Annotated in this window: 12 protein-coding genes, 1 tRNA gene and 1 pseudogene; 8 read left to right on the forward strand and 6 right to left on the reverse strand. The window is 59.0% G+C overall.

The window, feature by feature from the left end; translation table 11 throughout:
- Positions 1-66 precede the first annotated feature (66 nt).
- Positions 67-738, forward strand: coding sequence for an NUDIX hydrolase (locus AC1DBL_RS07710; RefSeq protein WP_476925829.1), 672 nt, complete (start codon positions 67-69; stop codon positions 736-738).
- A 375-nt stretch (positions 739-1,113) separates the two neighbouring features.
- On the opposite strand, the gene AC1DBL_RS07715 is transcribed toward AC1DBL_RS07710, so the two are convergent.
- Positions 1,114-2,688 (reverse strand): SIR2 family NAD-dependent protein deacylase, encoded by a 1,575-nt coding sequence (locus tag AC1DBL_RS07715; RefSeq protein WP_476925830.1) that lies wholly within the window; start codon positions 2,686-2,688, stop codon positions 1,114-1,116.
- Between the two features lie 662 nt (positions 2,689-3,350).
- Between AC1DBL_RS07715 and AC1DBL_RS07720 the strand changes: the two genes are divergently transcribed.
- A tRNA-Leu gene (locus AC1DBL_RS07720) sits at positions 3,351-3,433 on the forward strand.
- 137 nt (positions 3,434-3,570) lie between these two features.
- On the opposite strand, the gene AC1DBL_RS07725 is transcribed toward AC1DBL_RS07720, so the two are convergent.
- From AC1DBL_RS07725 to AC1DBL_RS07740, 4 genes are all read right to left on the reverse strand, one after another.
- Positions 3,571-4,857, reverse strand: coding sequence for an RNA polymerase sigma factor (locus AC1DBL_RS07725; RefSeq protein WP_476925855.1), 1,287 nt, complete (start codon positions 4,855-4,857; stop codon positions 3,571-3,573).
- Between the two features lie 801 nt (positions 4,858-5,658).
- Positions 5,659-6,660, reverse strand: coding sequence for a PD-(D/E)XK motif protein (locus AC1DBL_RS07730; RefSeq protein WP_476925831.1), 1,002 nt, complete (start codon positions 6,658-6,660; stop codon positions 5,659-5,661).
- On the reverse strand, positions 6,657-9,398 hold the full coding sequence (locus tag AC1DBL_RS07735) for a Z1 domain-containing protein (protein WP_476925832.1): 2,742 nt from the start codon (positions 9,396-9,398) through the stop codon (positions 6,657-6,659). Before AC1DBL_RS07735 ends, AC1DBL_RS07730 begins: the two co-directional genes overlap by 4 nt.
- Positions 9,382-10,827 carry an ATP-binding protein gene (locus AC1DBL_RS07740; RefSeq protein WP_476925833.1) on the reverse strand — a complete coding sequence of 482 codons (1,446 nt, stop codon included), beginning with the start codon at positions 10,825-10,827 and terminating at the stop codon, positions 9,382-9,384. The genes AC1DBL_RS07735 and AC1DBL_RS07740 overlap by 17 nt, the downstream gene beginning before the upstream one ends.
- Before the next feature lie 725 nt (positions 10,828-11,552).
- Between AC1DBL_RS07740 and AC1DBL_RS07745 the strand changes: the two genes are divergently transcribed.
- The 6 genes and pseudogenes from AC1DBL_RS07745 to AC1DBL_RS07770 form a co-directional block, all read left to right on the forward strand.
- Positions 11,553-11,792: a hypothetical protein gene (locus AC1DBL_RS07745; RefSeq protein ID WP_476925834.1), complete on the forward strand. Its 240-nt coding sequence runs from the start codon at positions 11,553-11,555 to the stop codon at positions 11,790-11,792.
- Between the two features lie 2,131 nt (positions 11,793-13,923).
- Positions 13,924-15,030 (forward strand): DNA cytosine methyltransferase, encoded by a 1,107-nt coding sequence (locus AC1DBL_RS07750; RefSeq protein WP_476925835.1) that lies wholly within the window; start codon positions 13,924-13,926, stop codon positions 15,028-15,030.
- Positions 15,031-15,051: 21 nt separating this feature from the next.
- Entirely contained in the window at positions 15,052-16,059 is a 1,008-nt protein-coding gene (locus tag AC1DBL_RS07755) for a restriction endonuclease PLD domain-containing protein (protein WP_476925836.1), read from the forward strand.
- A gap of 361 nt (positions 16,060-16,420) precedes the next feature.
- The gene (locus AC1DBL_RS07760) at positions 16,421-18,130 is read left to right on the forward strand and encodes a DUF262 domain-containing protein (RefSeq protein WP_476925837.1); all 1,710 of its coding nucleotides are present in this window, start codon (positions 16,421-16,423) and stop codon (positions 18,128-18,130) included.
- Complete coding sequence (locus tag AC1DBL_RS07765; RefSeq protein ID WP_476925838.1) at positions 18,127-20,400, forward strand: DUF262 domain-containing protein; 2,274 nt, start codon at positions 18,127-18,129, stop codon at positions 20,398-20,400. Before AC1DBL_RS07760 ends, AC1DBL_RS07765 begins: the two co-directional genes overlap by 4 nt.
- 122 nt (positions 20,401-20,522) lie before the next feature.
- Positions 20,523-20,732, forward strand: a pseudogene (locus tag AC1DBL_RS07770) (2,3-butanediol dehydrogenase); the annotation flags it as partial.
- Positions 20,733-20,856: 124 nt separating this feature from the next.
- Here AC1DBL_RS07770 and AC1DBL_RS07775 read toward each other — a convergent pair.
- Positions 20,857-22,113: an SLC13 family permease gene (locus AC1DBL_RS07775; protein ID WP_476925856.1), complete on the reverse strand. Its 1,257-nt coding sequence runs from the start codon at positions 22,111-22,113 to the stop codon at positions 20,857-20,859.
- Between the last annotated feature and the right edge of the window lie 19 nt (positions 22,114-22,132).

Here is a 22,132-nt window from a genome sequence, read left to right on the forward strand (position 1 = left end):
TCTGCGCTAATTGACTCCAGTATGAACGGCTTGCATCTTTAGCGCAAGACTGCGATAAATGATGGTGTGAAGGATTCCCAGAACGGCCCCGGAACGTCCCTGCTCGACTACCCGCGCCCCTCGGTGGCGGTGGACACGGCGGTGCTGACGGTGGCGGACGGTTCCGTCTGCGTGCTGCTGGTGCGGCGTGCGGAGGATCACCAACACGGAAAGTGGGCGCTTCCCGGCACCTTCCTGCGGGAGCGGGAGACTTTGGCTGACGCGGTGCTGCGCTGCCTGCGGGAGAAGGCCGGGATCTCCGGACGCGTGCCGCGCCAGCTCCAGGTCTTCGACGACCCGGCGCGCGACGACCGCGGCTGGGTGCTGTCCGTGGCGCACGTGGACGTGGTGCCGCTCGCAGCACTGGAGGAGGCGCTAAAGTCCGACGGCGTCCGGCTGGCTTCCGTGACGGCGGAACCGGAGCTGATCGCGGGACTCCCGTACGGCCACGCCGAGATTGTGGCGAAGGCGGTGGAGTGGCTGCGGGCCGCCTACCGTGAGGCGCCGGATCCTGGTGAGCTGCTGGCCGAACCGTTCACGCTTCGGGATCTGCGGGAGCTGCACGAGGTGGTGGCAGGATCGAGTTTGATGCGTGACACGTTCCGGCGCTTCATGGAGCCGCAGTTGAAGGGAACCGGACAGATGTCCGGCGGGACCCGCGGGAGGCCGTCGCGGTTGTGGCTGCGGGGCCGAGACTAGCCTGGCGCAGTCGTTGGGGTATCCATGGTCACTACCGACGGGGATTAGCCCCAGCGTGCCCCAGATAAGAAGTCGCTAGGACCGGGCCGCGGAATTGGCGCTGGCCGGTCACAACAACTGCCCCTGCTTTCGGTCCAGCCAGCGCTCAAAGCGATGGGGGATCGAGCGCATGTAGCGCCCACCGCAACGAAAGAAGCAATGACCGAAGAGATTACGAGGGGAGCGATGACGGCGATACCGAGCGGTGTCTGGCTCCAGCTGAGGAAGATCGCGAGGAAGGGCATGATGTCCATGGACGGCAGCCTAGACTGCGTCTCCGACGATTTAGGTGAAGGCGCCGGTCTCGGGAAGGGACCGACGCCGGATCTGGCGCTCCTAAGACAAGTCCTTCAAGCCCAGTTCTTGGAGAGCCTTGTCGAGCACGCCCCACACTTCGGCTGTACCAGCGAACCGTTCTCTGCACGCCAGGGTAAGGAGGTGCCGTCGCAGGTCGAGTTCGTCGTCGGCGAGCCCTTGGTTGTAGGCGGGGGCCAGCAAATAGGAGTGATTGTCGGTGGCGTAGGCGGCCATCATGTCCAGGAAGATCTCGAGCTCCCGTCCGGCAGTCGCTATGGCTGTGTGCACCTCAACCGGGGTGGCGTCCGACGCGGGGGCGGACATGGGGAGGATGTCCAGTTTCCCTGCCCACACCAGTTTCTGCAGCGGTTCATGGAAGAGCGAGAGCACCGTGCCCATCTGATGGTTCTTGGAGGCGTTGTTCGGGAGCGCCCGTCTGACGTCGTGGACGATTTCGTGGAAATGGTCGTCTGCGAGCCCGAACCCGACGAACAGCAAGTGGTGGGTCAGCAGGTGCGCCTTGACGAGCGCGGACAGCGCGTCGCGGTTGCTGTTGTAACCAAGGTAGTCGTCGCGGGTCAGCACGATGCTTTCAGGCTGGCTCACCGAACCGTGGAGTTTCAGCAGCCAGTCATTGCCGACGGCGGGAATGTTTTCCGGGACGACAGTCCTTGGGCGTTGGGCGTCGCTGCAGGCGGTCTCGAAAAGCCGGTCATAGTTGAGCGTGATCGCCCCTGTGGAGGGGAGAACGGCGAGAAGCGCCGGCGCCAGACCGTATCTCGGCAAGTCGACAGCGTCGGCCACCGCCTGACCGAAGGCCTCGGGGCCCTCATGCTGGTCGGCATAGAGCTGCTCGAGTACCCCGGCCTGGTCTAGCGGGCCGAGCCTGTGAAAGGCGTCTGCTTCGGCTTCCTTGAGATGGATGCCGGTCCTCAGCTTGTCAAGAAGCTGGCCCCAGCTCGGAGCTCCGGCGCTGACGCTGATGCCTGCGCCGAGAAAGGGCACCAGGTGTCCGGCGCGTGCAATCTGGCCAAGCGACCTGGCTTTCTCCTGTAGAAGGGCGCCCAGGGAAGGCCAGGACGAGCAGTCGACTTCCTCCCGCCTCAGCTTCTGGGCCAACGAAAACGCTGCCCGGTCCCGCAGGACCAGGACGAGGTCGACGCCGTAGCGGGCCGCCAGTTCGGTGGCGGCGTCGAGGATCGAGCGCAGGGTTGCGCCAAGGTGGTTCCCGGCGCCGCCCCCGGCGGTCCCAAAAAACGGCAACGCCAGGAGGCGGTACGGCCGGTCGTCTGGATTCGGAAGAGCAGACACGGCGCTTCGCACGAACGCTTCCAGACGTTCGGCAACGACGGCGGGACCCCAGTTGCTGTCGTCGGGGACGGCAGTGATGATGGGCAACGGTTCAGCCGGGTGCCACGGGTGGATGGCCTCGGCCAGCGCGTTGCCGTTTCGGAATTCCGCCGAAGCCGACGCCGCCGCTATAGTCCGCAGGTCTGGATGGGCGTGCAGCCAGTGCTGCTCAATCGTGACCATGGAATCCGTCGGTAGCAGCCACGCGTCACACCGGAGGTTCAAGATGTCGGCCATGGCTACGAAGACGTGCGGCTGAGTCATGGATTCTGTTTATCAGACACTTTGACTGGAGCCCTGTCTCGCCCCGCCGCTACCAGCTGAGAATGGATTCCGACGAAGGCGCACTAGACAGCGCCTTATTCACAGTCAAGCTTTCTTCTGAAGCGTTGCGACCGCGGCCCTCCGGAGCATCCTGGAGAGCTCACCGCTGGTGACCAGATCGCGAAGTGCGTCCCTCCACCCTGATGTCGCTGAGGGCGTCTCACTCTGAGGCAGGAGGCATCTGTGACTGGCAACGGCGCGGAAGTTATCGGAAGGAACGCTGGAAAGCCCTTCGCGGTCAGGAGCGTTGGGCTAGCTTCGCCTCCACGCCGCTCATTCGCCGCGAGAGGGGGAAGCCGCCGTTACATTCAACTGTCGATTCCCACCTACAGTATGCCTGGTCAATCTACGGGAGATGGACAGGCTGGCCCTCGCAAGCAGAGGCCCCCCGTGGGCTTCGCCAAGGTGCTCGCGGCCGTGGCGGGCCCGATATCGCAGAACATCCAGTCATATGAACTGTCCAACAGCCTGGTGGAGGTCGTCGTCGATCATTTCGGGCATGTAACAACGAAACCCGCCCTGGTAGCTTCGTGTTATGCTCGTTGCCGCTGTTTCGGAGGATCTGGTAAGCCCAAAGCGAAAGAGACCCCGGGACACCACTTGCGCGGGTGGCGGAATGGCAGACGCGCTAGCTTGAGGTGCTAGTCCTCGAAAGGGGGTGGGGGTTCAAGTCCCCCTCCGCGCACAACGCGATGTCACGACATCGACGACACCCCCGGTCTTCGGACCGGGGGTGTTTTGTTTTTCACCTACGGAACGTCGTTCGCCAAGACAAAGTCAGCACCGCTAAGCTTTTTCGACGTGGCATCGTCTCTTCCTGCCTCAGTCCAAGTAATCCCTTAACACCATCGACCTGGAGGGGTGGCGAAGCTTTTCCATTGTTGCTGCCTCGATCTGGCGGATACGCTCTCGCGTAAGTCCATAGACCTGCCCTATTTCTTCCAGAGTTTTCGGCTGTCCGTCGGTGAGGCCGAAGCGCATCGCAACCACACCAGCTTCGCGCTCAGAGAGTGTATCCAGCACTGAGTGCAGCTGTTCCCGCAGAAGGGCAAAGCTGACAGCCTCGGCCGGGCTCAGGGCGTCGGAGTCCTCGATGATGTCTCCAAGCTCGGTCTCGCGTTCATCGACGATGAGATGCAGGGAGATGGGCTCGCGGCTGTACTTCTGGACCTCGATGACCTTTTCCGGGGTCATGTCGAGTTCGAGTGCTAGCTCTTCCGGCGTGGGTTCGCGGCCGAGGCCCTGCAGCATCTGCCGCTGGACACTGGCCAGCTTGTTGATGACTTCCACCATGTGCACCGGGATGCGGATGGTGCGGGCCTGGTCGGCCATGGCGCGGGTGATCGCCTGGCGGATCCACCACGTGGCGTAGGTGGAGAACTTGAAGCCCTTGGTGTAGTCGAACTTCTCAACCGCACGGATCAGGCCCAGGTTGCCTTCTTGGATCAGGTCCAGGAACAGCATGCCGCGGCCCGTGTAGCGCTTGGCCAGCGAGACGACGAGGCGGAGGTTGGCCTCTAAGAGGTGGTTCTTGGCGCGCCTTCCGTCATAGGCGAGGAACATGAGCTCGCGTTTGGACGTCCGGTCTAGGATTCCGTCGTCCGTTGCCAGCTTGTTCTCCGCCAGCAACCCAGCCTCGATCCGCAGGGCCAGGTCCACTTCCTGATCGGCTTCTAAGAGTGAAAATTTGACGATCTGCTTCAGGTAGTCCCTCACGGGGTCAGCGGTGGCCCCGGCCGACATGGTCTGTTGTAGCGGTATATCGTCATCAGAGTCTGGCGAAATGAGCCAGGGCGTCTCGAGACTTCCCGTCGTGTCGGTTTCGTGGCCGTCGCCTTCAGTATGAGGGTTAGGCCCCGACGCGTGAGTTCTTGAAGGGGCGGGGTCATTGTGGCGGTTCGTAGGCACTGCATCGGGAGGGGGGACGTCCCCTTCCACAGGGTCCGCCGCGGACGCTTCCGGATTTGTGTCACGCAACCACCGCTCGATTTTGAAGGCGATCGATTGAGAAGGTCCATCGGGATCCCCCGAAACTGGTGAGTGGCTCGAATCCCATCTAGCAGTTTGTAGGGTTTGCTCCCTCCAAGCCCGGTCGGTCTCGCGCAACAGCGAGACAACTGCCAGGACGTCCTCGTAGTCACCTAGCGTCGCAACATCTGCTCTTCCCGCGGGGTCGCTTGAATGGCTTATACCGGTCAACTGGGGCTGCCGAGAGTTCTGATACTAGTGCCGTCTGGGTCGGTCCACGCGTCGAGGCCGTTCGTCAATGACCCACACAAAGCACTCGCAGCTTGGGAGGGCGTAGGGAAAAACATGTGGGCGCTTATGACGTATTGATCGTCGTTCAACGTCTCCCAGAGTTCCCATTCAACCATTCGCTCACGAAGAGTTTTAAGGGTGTCACTAAGGGAAGTCATAGTTACTGTGCTTGCCCTTGACCCCGCCAGGACTACAACTCCGTCCCCATTTATCAGTGCGGTGGCATCGGCATTCTTGGTGGAGAGTCTAAACCGTGCCGCGTTTACGAATGCGGCACCGCTCCGAAGGCCGTAACCTTTCTCTGGGTACCATTGTCCTTCCTTTATGAGGCCACTGATCATCTGACGCAACGTCCACAGAACTGCTCCTGCTTCATCCAGATCGGTGTCCACGGCGAGCGGGGGGGAATCTTCGCCCGCAAAAGTTATTAGTGTCCGGAGGGAATTCTTACCAAGACTTTGACCAGTCGCTAAATAGGGTTCATTTAAGGTCGAAACTACAGAAAACACGTGCAGAACACGACGTAGTGGGAGCTGTCCGGCCCATTTACCTGAGAACTCGCCTGACCGACCCACGATACGGCCAACTCCATCAGGCCACAGTGACAGCTGCCAAGAGTCGTGTGCGTCTTCAACGTCAAATACGACGCTTTCAACTGGCTTCATCGGACTCATTACATTCAGAGGTGCCAACGGAGCGGAACTCCGATGGTTGGCTTGCTCGCAACCACTCGCTACAAGCGGCTAGGTCAAGGGCGTAGCCGACATCCTCGATACCTGAGGGCAGCGGGCCACTCAGAGACCTTCGGGTCAATCGTGGAAATCCAGGAGTTACTTCATAAAGTCGTTCCGTGAGAACCCTGAAGGAGGGGCGCGGTCCACTGGCTTCCCCGCTGTATCCGGAGAACGCCAGACGACGCCTAAACTCAGAAATATCCAGGTGGCGTGAGCCCAGCCCCGCCACAATCTCGGTAGCCAAGCTCTCTACAGTATGACCAGAATGACTATCAGTGGCTAATTGCATGCTGAATAGGTACAGAGTGGAGTCAGCGACGTCATCCAACTGATCCAGGCTGGAAATTCTGTGGACAGGGAAGCCGTCGGACCTACTCAAGGTCGCCTTTACTTCCACGGCTTTGCCGGGCCAGCGAAAATCGTGAATAGCCATCTCCGGGCCCGTCCAAGAGCTAATTGGAGCCGTGTCACCCATCCAGTAGCGGATGAACCACAGCTCGGCGAAGATTCCCGCCTCTTGTTGGACGGAAAGGCTATTCTTTTCTACTTCCCAGAAGGCCTTCCAGGAATGTAACACCTGTAGTGCGCTTTTAAACGCTTCATCACCGGTCGCGATGCGGGAGGCGAGGTCGAAAGCAAGGCTAGAAAAAGCCTCGTGTTGCGAAGGGTCAAGCGATTCAATGTCTATCCAGACCAAGGAGTTCTCCGAGGCGATGCGGAGCTCCCGAGTTGTGGCTCGAACCGCCTTTGTCTGAAGTAATGCCTGCCCGGCTTCGTTCGAAGTCGTAGAAACTAGGATGTGTCGTCGCGAGTCCTGATCGACGGCCAGCCATACTAGGCGGTTCAGTGGGTGCCGCTTGGCCCTTAAGGCTGCGGTTGGAGCGGCTAGCTCAGACCATATGCTACTTTCAGCACTCATGAGGTGACCCGCAGATTCGACATGGCACGCGCGCTAGGTCGCCCCACGACGTAGTCGACTGACAAGTCGTTGGTCGAGGTTGGGAAGGACAAGGCCATTCCAATGACAGTCGGAAAACTATTGGGGTTGCTGAATAAAGGCGCACGGTTGTCCCTGTTGTCAGAAGGGTTCGAGTATGGGCTGATCGGATAAATCACAAGCAGGCCTTGACTTGGCGATCTGCTGAGGCGCACTGCTGCGCCGACCTTTGTAACCTTGCCACCATCTATAAGAGCCTGGGCGTTCTTCAACTGTGCTGAGTCCAGCCCCCAGGCCTCGACATAGTTGCCAAGACGCCGGCCGCTGGCGCCGGTGACCAGGGCACCGACCGACTGACTTGAGCTGTTCAAACGCGTGCGGCTGATCCTGTTCACCTGGAGCAAGGAATCGCCTCCGAAGGTTTCTGTTCCTAAATTGGAGTTAGGGCTAGCGTTCCCGGCAATGGCAACGGTCCAGTTGGTCAGTTCTTCGGCTTTCTGCGCCTGCATAAGAACGTAATTTGACAGGTTCGCCATGTCAAAGCCTTCGTTGCCTTTCGCGGCCTGGAAGCGTTGGAGGAATGGAACAATGTAATCGACAGGAACATTAAGCCACATAGGCCGGTTGTTCTCGACGGCCGCGGGTGAACCAAGATAACCAAGGAATTGACTGGTGAGCGAAAGATTTGCTTCCAGGATGTCCACCCGCTCCAAATCAAAATGGATGGTTTGGATCAGTTGACCAGAATAAGACAGCTTCACATGGGAACCGGTCCCCATCCGGTTTCGGGCAGTCACCAACATGGCTGGATGGGCGCGAATTTTCGGTGCCATATCCAGCGGAGTCAATTCACGCGCAGCGTACGCGCTTATCTCGTCGCGGAGGTCATCTTCAACGAGGGACAGATGCCTAAACTTTTCGTATATTTCTTCACTCGTCCATAGGCGCGTCAGGTCGGCGTACTTGCCGCGATATCCGAACCAGCGTCCCATTTGTAGCAGAGTGTCGTAGGCCGTACTGGACCGTACGTAGAAACTAACTAGCAGGTTTTCGAGGGTGAGACCGCGACTAAGTCGGTTTCCACCGACAAGGATCAGCTTTTGGTGAGGGTCGGCGTCGTAGTCAAGCATGTCCTGGGAGGAGCTGTTGAGAGCCAGCACCTTGACGGGCGTTCGCGATCCCAACAGATGATCGATCCCCGGCAGCAAGTCCTCAAAGGAGATGGGGGGAAACTTGTTGAAATCTGCAGAAGTAGGCACAAAGTCCTGATCCCACATGGCATGCAAGGTCTGCGACAACTTATCACGCGAGTAGGTCCATTGATTAACTAGCTCTGCGAACTGGCCCACAAGTGCGGTCTTTAAATCATTCTGCTTTTGAATGCTGGAGCTGGTATGTATCAGCATGCTACTGAGCTGAGTACCGTTCCTGTAATCGTTAGCAGCAGACGCGAGAATCCAGTTCAGAAGGGCCGACATCAGGGAATCAGAAACCGTGGGTTTCCACAATCTGGCCATGGACGTCGGCGGGGCCAATGAGGCTACCTCATCATCCGGAATGAAACGGACAACGTTGAGTTTGGATTGCCCCTCACGTTCTTCGCCGTTTCCAAAGAAGCGTGAAGCTCCGAAGTATGTGGCGGGCCGACTCAAGCTAATTATGAACTCGCTTGGGAACAGGTCCTTACCGTGCGTAGCGGTGCTGGCGTCCGGATCTATAAGTACGTTGGCAAACGGGGTTGCAGTATAGGCGACATAGGATACACGTCGAAACTTGTTCGTAATCTCGCGAATGAGGCCATTGATGGTTGACGGGTCAATTTCGCTGGCATCACTTGTTTCGTCCACGTCCTCGGCGGTCAGATCGGTCTGCTCGGCGAGAGGCGTACCCGTATTGATTGAAGCTTGATCAGCTTCGTCGTCGATTATCAGCGTAGGCGTGTCGGCCGGCACTCGTTCCAGCCACTTAGCAAGCCGGCGCAACACAGTCGCGTTCTTTTTGACCACCATGAGGCCGCGGGACCCCTGGGCCAGGGGTCCCGGATTGGTCGCGGGCTTGAAATCACCGCCTTCTTCAGAAGATGTTATGCCCCACCATTCTTGAACGGCAGTCGGATAGCCTACGCTGTCCGGGCCGTCGACGAGGCCCAGTTCTCTGTCCAACCGAATCTGCGTCTGTTGCCGCAGACTATTGTGGATTCCCGAAAGGACGATAACCAGTTTGTAGCCCCGGTCAGCGGCCTTCGCGATAAGCGCTGTGAAGTTAGCCGTCTTTCCAGACTGGACATACCCGAGGACCAACCCTCGGACGTCAAAGGGAGCGAGGGCGCCCTGAGGATCTATGAGGAGAGGGTCCTCAAGATGGCTGAGCACCAGGTCCGACTCCTTGTGCAACGAATTGACCTCGTCGAGGGACCGTCCTTTCTTGTCTATCAGAAAGGTCCGAAGCCGATCCCAGTAGTAGCCCTCTGACGACTCGTGGTCTTTGAACCAGGGACGCGCGCCCCCACCTCGGGGCACCAGCGAAATCGGTTCGAGAAATTCGGTCTCATCGTCTTCATTGCCAGGAGGAGCCTCAAACCTGCGCTTGAGGTCATCGTGGATGTTCGTCGGGGCAAGATGCAGATGGTCGGAATAGGTTCCGCCAAATGCATCTGTGTGAACCGTGATGACGCGTTGCCACTTGTCCAGGGTTTCTTGAAATTCACCAACCGAGTTCACGTGCAGTCCTCTCATCAGTTGATGCCAGGGCCTTCAGAATTGCTTCTAGGGCCGATTCATTTCCGGTGACCTTAGCAGCAGATTCAAGGGCCAACCGGCGTCGGGATTGTTCAGTCTCCTGCAGAGTCGCAACCGGCCAAGGCGCGAACGGTCCGAGGGTGCCCTGCTGCGGAGTCCCAGTCAGAGTTCCGGGCATGGCTCCTCCGGGCCGTTTCGGTGGCGTCAAAGGAGGCGGAGTTTTACCCGGACTTGTCGGGGGAAGCTTTTTTCGTTCTTTGGCGTTATAAGCGAGGTCGGCGGCTTTCCGGATGGGCCCCACAAAGGCCTTCACTTCGTCCTTTATCTGAGCCGGCAGTGTCACTCTCATCTTGGCGATGTTAATGCCGAACGCATTATCCAGTTGCGGCGGAAAATCGACCGACACCCTGGCCAGCTTGTAGTGTTCGTTCGGTGTCAGAAGCCCGCACCAGCCACCCGACTGAATGAGTCGGTTTGCACGGTATATGTAGAACCCCTGTTGGTTGTTCCACTTCTTAGGTCCCGAAAGAAGCTCGTGTTCTTTGGGGTCGTTGAACTGTTCTCTTGCCGGCAAAATGTACGGTTGCATCTCCACGATGCCGCCCCACCCCACGCCTGCAAGAGGGAACTCCTGAGCGGCCAAGGTTTGCGTTTTTTCATGCCAAGTGGCAAAAGGATCCCACGGGTCTAGCACCAAACCATTTAGGATGATGCGGAACTCATCAGGATGTTGATGCTTCGTTCGCGCATCTCCAGACAGAAAACGATGGAAGACCATGGCGAGGTGCAGGCCGAGCCCGTTGTGGTGATCGAAGAAGGCGTTGCGTGCTTTGTCGATACTGTTTGTGCCGCCCAGCAGTCGATCCAGGTTCGACCAGACGATCACAGTTCCGTGCGTCGTGGCCAGCCAGTCGCTAGCAATGGTTGGTAACGACTCAGTTCCCTGCCGGATGACCTCCCAATTGTTCGTCGTCTCGATGTGGTCAATATCGAACCGGAGAACGTCCACTGCGTGCTCAGTGCCGCGTCGCCTTGAACCGACTTGAAGAACCTTGCATTGGGAGATGCTGGCTGTCTTAAGTCCGAGGCCGAACTTGCCCAGGTCGTCCGTATCATAATCTTGATCGGACCCCAACCTCATTGCCTCTTCAAGTTGAGGCGGGGTCATTCCGTCGCCGTTGTCGGAAATTACCAGATAGCTGTTGTGACCTTCCCATACCATGTCGATTCGGACTTCAGTAGCTTGGGCCGCAATCGAGTTGTCAACTAGATCAGCCACGGCTCCGTTGAACGTGTAACCGATGTCCCGATACCCCTGGACCAAACGCTTCGCGTTCGGAACGATCTGAACGACTTCTTGCTGCAAAGTTTTTACCCCAATCTCGTGCTGAAACCCACCATCGGCGGGCACAGCAGACTCTTGCTCTCTCGCACATGATAGGCGGCCGCATCTTGCAAGTGCCTCTGTTGGTGCGCGACGCGCCCGCCAACGTGGCGGCCGGATCGTATTGTGTCGTACAGATCTGACAGAATCACCGACTGAAGGGAGGCGTCATGACTGGAGGCCGATTTCTCAACGTAAAGCTAACATCGGAGCGCTTGGAGCCAGGACACTGCTACACCCGAAGGCAGCTTCGGGACGCGTTCTCCGTTCCACGGTCCGTGGTAATCAATGACTGCTTCCTCCCGAGTGGGTTCAGCTCCATATGGATATTTCTCGCTGAACAAGGAGCCGCTGTTGGTTTGGAGTTTCCCTGTTCGATAGAGGGGAACTCCTTCCGGCTTCTCGACGGTTTCCCCGCCGACACTGCGCGTTTGCTGGCACAGCACCATGCGCGTGGGCTCCAGGTGCTCGTGTTTCTAAGAAAGCGAATGGACTCGCCGAGTCCGGTGTATGACTACCTGGGAACCTACACGTCCTCGTCGGAAGAAGTGGTGCGTCTGGTCCCTGCGGGTTCGAAAGTCGTCGATGAGAGGCAGGGGAGAGAACCAGAGTCGCGTCAGGTAGAGGCGAGAGGCAGGAGCGATCAAGGACGTGCGGTCGTTCCGTCAGCCGTCCATGGAATGCTTGAGCGAGAGTGTGCAGTCACGGGGTCCAAAGTTGACGCGGTCCTCGTCGCAACACCGATTGAACGGATGTTGCCAGCAAAGCTCGACGACGGATTCAACGTCCTGATGCTGCGCAGGGACGTGGCCGAACTGTTTACGAGAAATCAGATTGCAATCGATCCCAGTTCAATGACGGTGCGGGTATGCGAGGCATTGACCCAGACCGAGTACAGTCTGCTCAGTGATGCCCAGGTGTCCTGCCGCTCCCAGAGTGCCCCGAGCCGCAGCGCGCTTGCGGCGCATCTTAGTAAGTTCGTAGATGGCTGAAGTTCTTCCAGCCGACGCCGCATACACTCAGATGCTTCCGGTGCCTACGTCAGAGGCAGACTCGGACTGGCTTCCGGAGAACTGGTGACACCTGAACCCCCGGTTCGTTAGGACCGAACATTCGTGGATTTAACGAGGCTTGCACGATCAGCCTATTTCGTCGACTTCGCCGTCCCTATCAATTCCGCTGCTTGGAATGACAAAGGTCAGGAGCCTGCCTCCTCACCAGCGGCAGCTGGCCATTTGTAGGTCCTCATTATGAGGTCCACGAGTTGCCAGGCAACGTTCTCATCCATCTGGATCACCTGACTAACTTTCGGCTCAGATCGCCGGGAATCAGAACCATAAGTGGCCAAATGAATTAGTGACCCTCGCGAATCTGTTGACACGACCTGGTATTTGCAGTCGACCTCGGTGAGGTTTTCTCGTGCGTTTCCATCGCCTGGAAGAAGTGCTCTTATGATGGCCATTGTTGTAGGATAGGCTGCGTTGGATGAGCAGGGGCTGAAGATCAATCCGACGCGGAACGGCGAGTCGTGAAGACAGGCGTTTTGGTGTAAGTGTTCTCGTTCGCGAGTCAGGACATTGCTGGCCTGACATCGCCAAGTCATGAACGCGCTACGCAGCCTTGCCGTTTTGAATTTGGGCTAGTGCCGGGTCGCACAGGGGCGGTAGTCGCTGGAAGACTTGGTGCGTGCGACTGAGCCGCGGTCGCGGTGGCGCCATGGGTAAGCAGTATTCCGGCGAATTTGGTGATTGGGTGCTTCATTTCTCCTGCATGATTGTCACTGTCGCCATGAGGTCGCCATGAAGCTGATATCACCGACGTCGTACCCCCCCCGCGGGTACTCACGCTTGCCAGGACCGTTTTCGTTTCGGTACATGAACTGCCAGTGCCCGGCGCCGCGCTCGTATTGGATCCCGTCGAGGCAGAGGCTTTGGACCTGCTCCGGGAGCCCGGGGCCGCCGGGAAGTACCTGCTGGGCGATGGGGCGGAGAAGCTGTGGAGGGTACCGCGGGTCGGTTCGAACGACCTAGCGCCGAGCACTGGGTTCCTTGATGACTGGCAGCAGGCCCATATCGTCATTCGTAATGTCGCGATGCTGGCCCTGGACCGCTCAGGAAACCAATTTCTCGCACGACCTAGTGAGCATGCGCCTCGAGGGACGCTTTGGCTTCGCCATCAAGCGCGTGCCATCGTCGACATCGCGCTGGCTGCTTCTTAGTCCCAGCCACGACGTCAACCTCATCCTGCGTTGCCCGTCCAAGGCAGCGAGCGGAAAGCCCCAGCGGACGGCGTCCTTGTTGTGAAACGAACCGTTCAAGTTGAAGGCGATACTTGGAGCCACGACTGACGCCTTCTGGACACCTTAATCGCGAGTACCCTCTCCGCGGTTGCTGCCCTCGCCGGAGTTGCGCTCACGACCCGCCACGCACTCCGACGACATCACGCCGAACTCCAGGAGAAGCTGCGGCGCTACCAACAGGAGATAGTCGCCGAGAGATTGCCCTAGCGGGACGTCAATGGGAAAACCGCCAGGAAATTTGGGTTCCCGCGGTCAGCAAGGGTGACCGGCATCGACCTCATGGAATATACCCAAAGCGGCGTAGATAAGTGTTCAGGAGGGGTAGGTCATCTGGATCGGTGACGCTGAACGCTGAGGGCCTTTCGCCGCCAGAGTTCCAAGTCCCCGCCGAGGGGCTCCGTGGTCGCGCGCGTGGCCTACTCTCAAACGGTAGTAGACGCTGACAGCCTGGCGGGTGATGGCCGGGCGAAATTGTCTAAGACGACAGCGGCGACAGTCTCAGCGGGCGAGGTTAGGGGAATCATTACCCGGCCGGGCGAGGGGCCGGTGGTGGTCTTGCCTCGGAGGGCCGAACGCCGGGATGATCTGGGCCGACGCGACTGGACCAGACATTGATGGTTCCTGCGGAGAAGAAGGTCGTCGTGGGAATTGTCTCAGCTCCGAGGTATACAGGGCGGAAAGACTTACCGCCGAGCCGTGGCAGGACGACGAGGAAGATAGGAAGGCAGCGTGAGAGGCACACGCGGCGCTTGGCCACTCACCAGGTCTGCGCGGGCGAGTCCTCACAGCCGTGAGATGATGGCACTTGATTTTAGGAGCGTGGAATGAAGTTTCAGATGGGTGAGCTGTTTTGTGGACCGGGCGGGATGGCGCTAGGAGCCCACCAAGCGGCAGAGGCAGTCGGCGGAATCGAGCTGGAGCATGCCTGGGCCAATGACTACGACAAGGATACGTGCGCGACCTATCTGAGGAATATCCCCGGGGCCACCGGTTCGACCGTAATTCATGAGGACGTTCGAAAGCTCGACATTGCAGCTCTAAAGCCTGTTGATGGGTTCGCTTTTGGTTTTCCGTGCAATGACTTCAGTGTAGTCGGCGAGCAGAAAGGGATGGACGGGACTTTCGGGCCCTTGTACGAGTACGGTGCGAGAGTCCTGGATTCCTCGTCTCCCAAATGGTTTGTCGCAGAGAACGTGGGCGGGCTTCGAAATTCTAATGACGGCTTGGCGTTCGTCACGATATTGGACCGTTTGGCTCAGGCCGGATCCATGGGCGGATACGAGCTTTATCCCCATTTCTACCGATTTGAACAATACGGAATCCCCCAGAGACGTCATCGGGTTCTCATCGTCGGTATCAGACGAGATTTAGATGTCCAGTTTGGTATCCCGGCTACCGAAGCGTACTCACACATCGACAATTCTGTTGGTAGCCGCCTGACCATCCCGCCCATCCGTCCGGATGCTTATAACCATGAATTGACTCGGCAATCACCGACTGTGGTTCGGAGGCTTCAGCATATCCTTCCGGGACAGAACGCCTTCACGGCAAATCTTCCAGAGGACCTTCGACTGAACGTCGCCGGAGCCAAAATCAGCCAAATCTACAAACGACTCGAGCGGGACAAGCCCTCCTACACCGTCACCGGATCCGGGGGTGGCGGCACCCACGTCTACCACTGGGAGGAGCCCAGGGCCCTCACGAACCGCGAACGCGCACGGATCCAGACGTTCCCCGATGACTTCGAGTTCTGTGGCGCCAAAGAGAGCGTTCGAAAGCAGATCGGAATGGCAGTCCCGGTTGAGGGTGCCAAAGTGGTCTTCGAAGCGCTCTTTAGATCTTTTGCTGGTGTTAGTTATCCAGTAACGGAGCCTAATCTGGTACATGTTCTGAAAGAACCTGAGGCCCTTAAAGAAGTCGTTAGCGCGTAGGATGCAATTGTGACTGGGTTATTGACTGAATCGTTGTTTGACGAGGTTCTGCTGGAGCCTTTCCGTAACGGGGCTGACCGGCTACTTGCGGTTTCTGGTTATGCATCTCCCGCTATGGTGACTAGGCATGTCGAAGCAGCCAAGGACATCTCGAAACGGGGAATGGCCCTGGATCTGATAGTAGGCATGACCGGCTACGACGGGTTGCCCATCCACTCGCACATGGGTTTCAAGAGCATTGCAAGTCAGTCTGATCCAAGCGATTTCTCTTGCTCATATGTAACAGCAGGGGTGTCCGTTCATTCAAAGCTCTACGTATGGACACGCAAGGGCGAGCCTGTTGCGGCATGGACGGGGTCGGCGAACTATACGCAAAACGGATTTGGCGTAGGCACCCGTAGCTCGAGGCATTTTGAGGTAATGTCGCCGACATCCGCACCCGACGCCCTGGCTTACTTTGCGTCCACTGCCCTTAAAACAGTACGGTGCGATGCGGAAAATGTTGATGACTTGGTGTCGTTCTACACCCAAATAGAGCCCAATAGCGTGCAGACAGCTCGCAGTGACGAGTCGGCACAGGTGGCACTCTCCAGCTTGGATCACGTTGACCTGCCGCTGTTCATTACCCGAGGAGCTGGCAAGGGAACGGTCCATGACAGGAGTGGGCTGAACTGGGGGCAGCGCCCAGGGCGGGAGCCGAACCAAGCCTATATTCCCGTTCCGGTCGAAGTAGCGAGGTCCGGTTTCTTTCCTCCCAAAGGCGTCCACTTTAACTTGGTCACAACCGACGGAAAGTCGATGTTAATGGCCGTTGCGCAAGAGGGAAACAAGGCGCTCGAGAGTACCCAGAGCAACGCCCTGATCGGAAAGTACTTCCGTGATCGATTGGGACTCTCGGGCGGAGCGAAGGTCCGGATTGAGGACTTGGATGCCTTTGGTAATCGGTATGCCAGTATTTATAAGGTCGACGACAGTGAATACGTGCTTGATTACCGACCGGTCACGGCAACCGTTCTCAGCACCAACTAGATCTGCTTAAGCGGCAGAAAACGATTTATACCAGAGTGAGCGTGTACTTCACGCGCCGTTCGCCCACGCTGTGGCGGCTGGACCTGCGACTTAAGACTTGCGATGGCACAAAAGATGGCTGTTGTCTCGATTTCCATAGAGACCGCTTTGGCCTGTTCTCTGGGAGGCGTGGCACAGGGGGGGGGCGTCACACGTGATTGCTTGTTCCGGAACGGACGACGCCCGCAGCGGCATGTTCTCGTAGTAGGCCTGGAACGCGGCGGTGCGGCGTTGCCGGACTCCAAAAAGCGAGCAAAGGTGAAACGCTATTGAACTTGCATTCAATGTCTGAAGCACTGGGTACAGTTGCGTACATGCGTACATGCGGACGACTGTGACGACACCAGGCTTGCTCGAAGAGCGATTCGTAGGCGATATAGAAGGCAAGTTCTTTATCCCGGCCTATCAGCGCGGATATCGGTGGGGCGTCGACGAGGTCACCCGTCTCCTCGAAGATGTCGCCAATAGTCGTGAGCAGTCGTCGTACTATCTGCAACCGATCGTCGTGAAACGCATGACCGACGGTCGTTGGGAACTTGTGGACGGCCAGCAACGGCTTACGACATTGTTCCTGATTCTGCAGGACATCCGTCGATCCCTACCGTCGGCGAATGCGCGGTTCGAACTCGAGTACGAGACTCGAGCCGGGAGCCAGGCTTATCTGAAGGACCCCGATGAAGCGGGAAGCACGCGCAATATCGACTTCTTCCACATCCACCAGGCTGCTTCTATAATCAGATCGTGGTTTGAGGCACTGGGGCCCGGGGAGATTCAGGCGGCGATCGACTTCTACACAGATCTTTCACGCCGCGTGAAGGTGATCTGGTACGAGGCGCCGGAAGCTACGAACGCGACTGAATTATTCACTCGGCTGAACATCGGCCGCATCCCGCTGACCGATGCCGAACTCGTCAAGGCGCTCCTGCTGACACGCGCCATGGGCTCGCCGGGACAGCCCAACCGGTCGCAGGAGATCGCCGCGCAGTGGGACACACTCGAGCGCGATCTCCGCACGCCTGAGGTTTGGGCGTTCGTCGCGGGCCACGCGAACAGCCAGGCGACTCACATTAGCCTGTTGCTCGACACCCTTGCAGGCGGGCCGAGAGGACGCGACCGTCCGCTCTTTCACACGTTTAGTGCGCTGCGAGCGGAAATCGATGCCAACTACAAGACTTTCTGGAACAGAGTCATTGATCTCCACTCCCTGATCCTCGGCTGGTTCGAGGACCGAAATTTGTACCATAAGGTCGGGTATCTGGTCGCGACAAGGACGCCCTTTAGCGAGCTCGTTGTCGCCGCGGAGGGCAAGACCAGGAGCAGTTTCGAAATAACGCTTAATGACATGATCAAGACGAAATTGGCCCTGACGGATACAGCGCTATCCGGGCTCTCCTACGAGAGCGACGCGGGACGGGAGAAGGCGTCACAGGCACTGCTCTTGATGAACGTCGAAACAATTCGCAAAATGCAGCATTCTTCGGAGCGCTATTCGTTCCGTGCTCACGCGGCAGGCACCTGGTCGCTGGAGCACATCCACGCACAGAATGCCGAAGCACTTAATACGGGCGAGCAGTGGTCGAGCTGGCTCCGATTGCATCGTGACGCGTTAGTCGGCTTGCCGCTCGATGAGAGCACTCGTCGCGACCTTATCCGTCGGATTGACGACGCGATCCCGACGATCAGCCGAGAAACGTTCCGGGAACTGGAGCGCGAGGTGAACATGATCTTCTCTTCCGGTGATGAGGGCGCGGAGGGCGACGTGCACGTCATTGACAACCTTGCTCTTCTCGACAGCCGAGACAATAGCGCGCTGAGTAACGCGGTCTTCGAAGTAAAGCGGCTTGAAATCCTCCGAAGGGACCGCATGGGTTCGTATATACCTGTGTGTACGCGAAATGTGTTCCTGAAGTACTACACAGAAGAGAGTGCCCAGCAGGTCCACTTTTGGAGCGCCTCGGATCGTCGCGCCTATCTCGACGCGTTCCGCGATGAGATCGGCGCGTATCTGACGGAAGAAGCGAGCGAAGCATGAGTATCCAAAGCCGGTCCACGACGTTCACCGGCCTCTTCTTGCCCAACAACAGGGATGAGATTCGTGCGATCGAGATTCCTCTAATTCAGCGGGACTATGCGCAGGGCCGCGAGAGTGCCACCGTCGGCGAGATCCGCAAGAACTTCATCGACGTTCTGCATCTGGCCGTCGCTGGGGAGAAACCCGCTCCGGTCGACCTTGACTTCGTTTACGGCGAAGTGAAGTCCGGTGTGCTGGAGCCGCTCGACGGCCAGCAGCGGCTCACCACGTTGTTTCTGCTGCACTGGTATCTCGCATCGCTAGCGGGGGAGCTTCGTTCTCCTCAGGCATGGACGAAGTTCTCTTACTCCACCAGGCCGAGTGCTCGGCTATTCTGTGAACGGCTTGTGATGGCCCCGTTGCCAGACACCGTTGGGCTGCCATCAGCATGGATCATTGATCAGCCGTGGTACCTCTTCGTCTGGCGCCACGATCCGACAATCCAGTCCATGCTTGTCATGCTCGACGCAATCCACACTCAATTTCGGACCACGGACGCCAAGATGGCCTGGGCTCGGCTCCTAGACCCGGTCGAGCCGGCGGTTTCCTTTCTCTTGCTCGCACGGCCTGACATGGGCTCGGCTGCGGACCTTTACATCAAGATGAACTCACGTGGGAAGCCCTTGACTGAGTTCGAGAACTTCAAGGCGCATTTTGAGAAATCCATTGAGTCCACCGACCGCGCCAAGGAGTTTGCGCAAAAAGTTGACGGCGTGTGGTCAGACTTACTCTGGGGATTCCGCGGTGAAGACGACCTAGTCGACGACGAATTCATACGCTATATCGGCTTCATCACCGAGTTGTGCGAGTGGCGCGATCCTGATGCCGACGTTCGTGAGCGACGCGAACGTCTCAGCCGACGCACTGAGCGGGTATTTGGTGGGTCCAATCTCAAGCGGGCCGAGTCATTGGACTTCCTGTTTAAGGCGTTCGACGTATGGGTCGGCCGCGATGTTACCGGCGTATTTAGCGGGCTCTTCAGGAGTGCCAGCGAGCGGCCGGACGGGGTTGAAGCCGACCGCGTTGCGCTGTTCTTCCGCGACCAGCGGATTGACCTGTTTGACGCCTGCTGCCGCACCTTTGGAGATACAAGAGGCAGAACAAGGGTCTTCACGTTCGGTCAGAGCCTCCTTCTCTTTGCGATTCTCCTCCATCTCATGGATAAGACAGACGCGCTTCAGGCCCGGATCCGCTCCCTGCGTAATCTCATAGAAGCTTCCACGAACGAGCTACGCATAGACCGGATGCCCAGGTTGCTCCAAGATGTCGAACGAATTATGCGTGACGGCGCTCTCGACGAAATTGACGGCTTCAACAAGCAGCAGGTCGAGGACGAATTGCTGAAACGCGAGTTCCTAGCCGCAAGCCCAGAGCTCACTGAGACACTTCATCGCTTGGAAGACCATGAACTTCTGCGTGGATCGATCGTCGCCTTCTGGCTAGATCCAGCGAAGTTCGACGCTCGGTCCGACGCGTTTCTTCGCCTGGCGTCAGAACCCGAGTCCTGGCTTGAGGCCACGGGTGCGCTCCTCGCGGCCGGCGAGTATCAACGGACGACAAACAATAGGAAGTTTCAATTCGGAACGGGCTCCAGGCGTTTCGAGAACGCCTGGCGAGAATTGCTTACCGGCGCAGACCGTGAGGCGCTCTCCGCAACGCGCTCCGCTCTTGCCAAGCTCTTAGATGCCGTCCATGATGGGGACGATTTGAAGCCGACGTTAGCGGCTGTGCAATCAGAGTGGCTCGCCCAGCGTGAATCGGAGCTCCACTTCGATTGGAGGTACTACATGGTGAAATATTCAGCCATGCGCGAGGGGGGCTCAGGAATCTACTACTCAGAAGGCGGAGCGCTCGGCTACTCGCTGTGCATGCTCCGCGGTGGTACGAGCACACTCAACAGCAAGTACCGGGATCCCTACCTCCTTGCAATTTGGCGTAATCTCGGTAACCCACACGACGTCGATGACCCTTGGTTCACCGGATACGAGACCATTCCGCGATGGTTGCGGCTCACGCGCAGCGGCGTCGCGATCCGCTCAGTTTCGACGGGCTTCGAACTGTCAGGACCCGCGCTGGACGAATTCGCGGAGCTGTACGATTCGCTCCGGCGCGAGCTCGGTACGTCCCAGGGTGGCATTATCGAGACCAAACAGAGGGACGGAATCGACACGGTTGACCGCATCCGGATCGGAACAGACATTGTGCGGCGGCTTCTTGACGCGGGACTGTGATGAACAGGTCCCCCACACTCGCTTACTCGCTACACATCTCGCGGGCGTGAACCAATAGAGCCCAGAAAGCGTTGTGGACGCGGACCGAGGGGGAGTGCAAACTCATTCCGGCCGTCCTCTGTCAAAAGCTGGTGCTGGAGGAGATTGACCTGCGCGGCACGATCTCCGATGGCCGGGACCATCCCGCGGTGATCAAGATGGTGCAGGAAGGCAAGATGGACCTCAAACCGTTAGTCACCTGGAGGATCGCGCTGGAGGACCGGGTAGAGCAGGGCTTCGACACCCTCATCGACCACGAAGACACCGCCGTGAAGGTGCTGGTGCACCCGTAGCGGCGGGGGCTCGCAATACGCGGCGTCGCCGGCGGTGTGCCCGCCACCAACTCCGCAAGGTCGCGACAAGGCAAAGGCAGGCTGGCTCCGAAAGCCGGCCTGCCTCTTGCGGGTACGAGCGTGCCTACATAACCCCCGTCGGCACCAGCAGCACCCAGGCCAGGGCGGGAGCCACCAGGACCACGCCTCCGGCGTACATCATCAGCTGCTTGTACACGCGCTGGTGGTCGTTGTCGCGGGCGTTGGCCACCACCAGGGCGCCGTCCGTGGAGAACGGGGAGACGTCCACCACGGTGGCCGCGATGGCCAGGGCTGCCACGGTGCCGGAGGCGCTGAGCGAGCTGGTGGCCAGCAGCGGCCCGGCCATCGGGATGAACGCGGTGAGCAGCGCCGTCGAGGACGCGAACGCCGACCCGACCCCGATCACGTAGCAGAGCACCAGGGCGATCAGCAGCGGCGCGCCCAGCGCCAGGGCCATCTCGGCGAGGGTGTCGATGACGCCCACGTGCTGGAGCAGCGAAACGTAGGTGATCATGCCGGCCACCAGCAGCACCGTGGACCAGGACACGCCGCCGATGAAGGTCTTGTGTTCCTTGATGTTGACGAAGGCCAGCAGCAGGCCGGCGGACAGGGCCACGAAGCCGATCGGCATGTGGAAGACCAGCGTGCAGACCAGGATCGCGGCGATGAGGACCAGGGTGAAGAGCTGCTGTCCGCTCGGGCGGCCGGGGCGGGGCGTCTCCAGGCCGGCGTATTCATTGGCGTGCTTGTCGCGCAACTTGCCCAGCAGGCCGAACAGCACGATCGTCAGCGCGGACAGGATGAAGTTCAGCGCGAAGCTGGCCAGGAAGAGCGAGCCCTGCGAGATGGGGAAGCCGTTCTTCAGGGCGATGTCGTGCACCAGCACACCGGCGACGGACAGCGGCGAGAAGCCACCGGCGTGGGCGCCGTTGATCACGAAGGCGCCCATCAGCACCGGGTGGATGCGCGACTCGTACGCCAGGCCCAGCGCCGCCGGCGCCAGCAGCGCCACCGCGGCGGGGGAGAAGGTGCCCAGCGCCGTCAGCGCCGCGGCCAGGAGGAAGAACACCCAGGGCAGCAGCATGGTCTTGCCCCGGACCAGGCGCACGCAGGTCTGGACGATGATGTCGATCGACCCGTTCCGCTGCGCCATGCTGAAGAAGTAGGTCACGCCGATGATGGTTAGGACGATGCTGGCCGGGAACTCCTCCAGGATTTCCTTGTCGCTCATGCCGAGCATGAAGTAGCCGACGCCGAAGGACGCCACCAGCCCCATGACGCCGATGTTCAGCGGCCATTTGGTGGCGACGACGAACATCACCACGAGGATGACGAGCGGGATGATCTGGGTGGCGGTCATGGTCGGCTCCGAGTCAGGG

The organism is Arthrobacter sp. 10T44 (assembly GCF_056393885.1).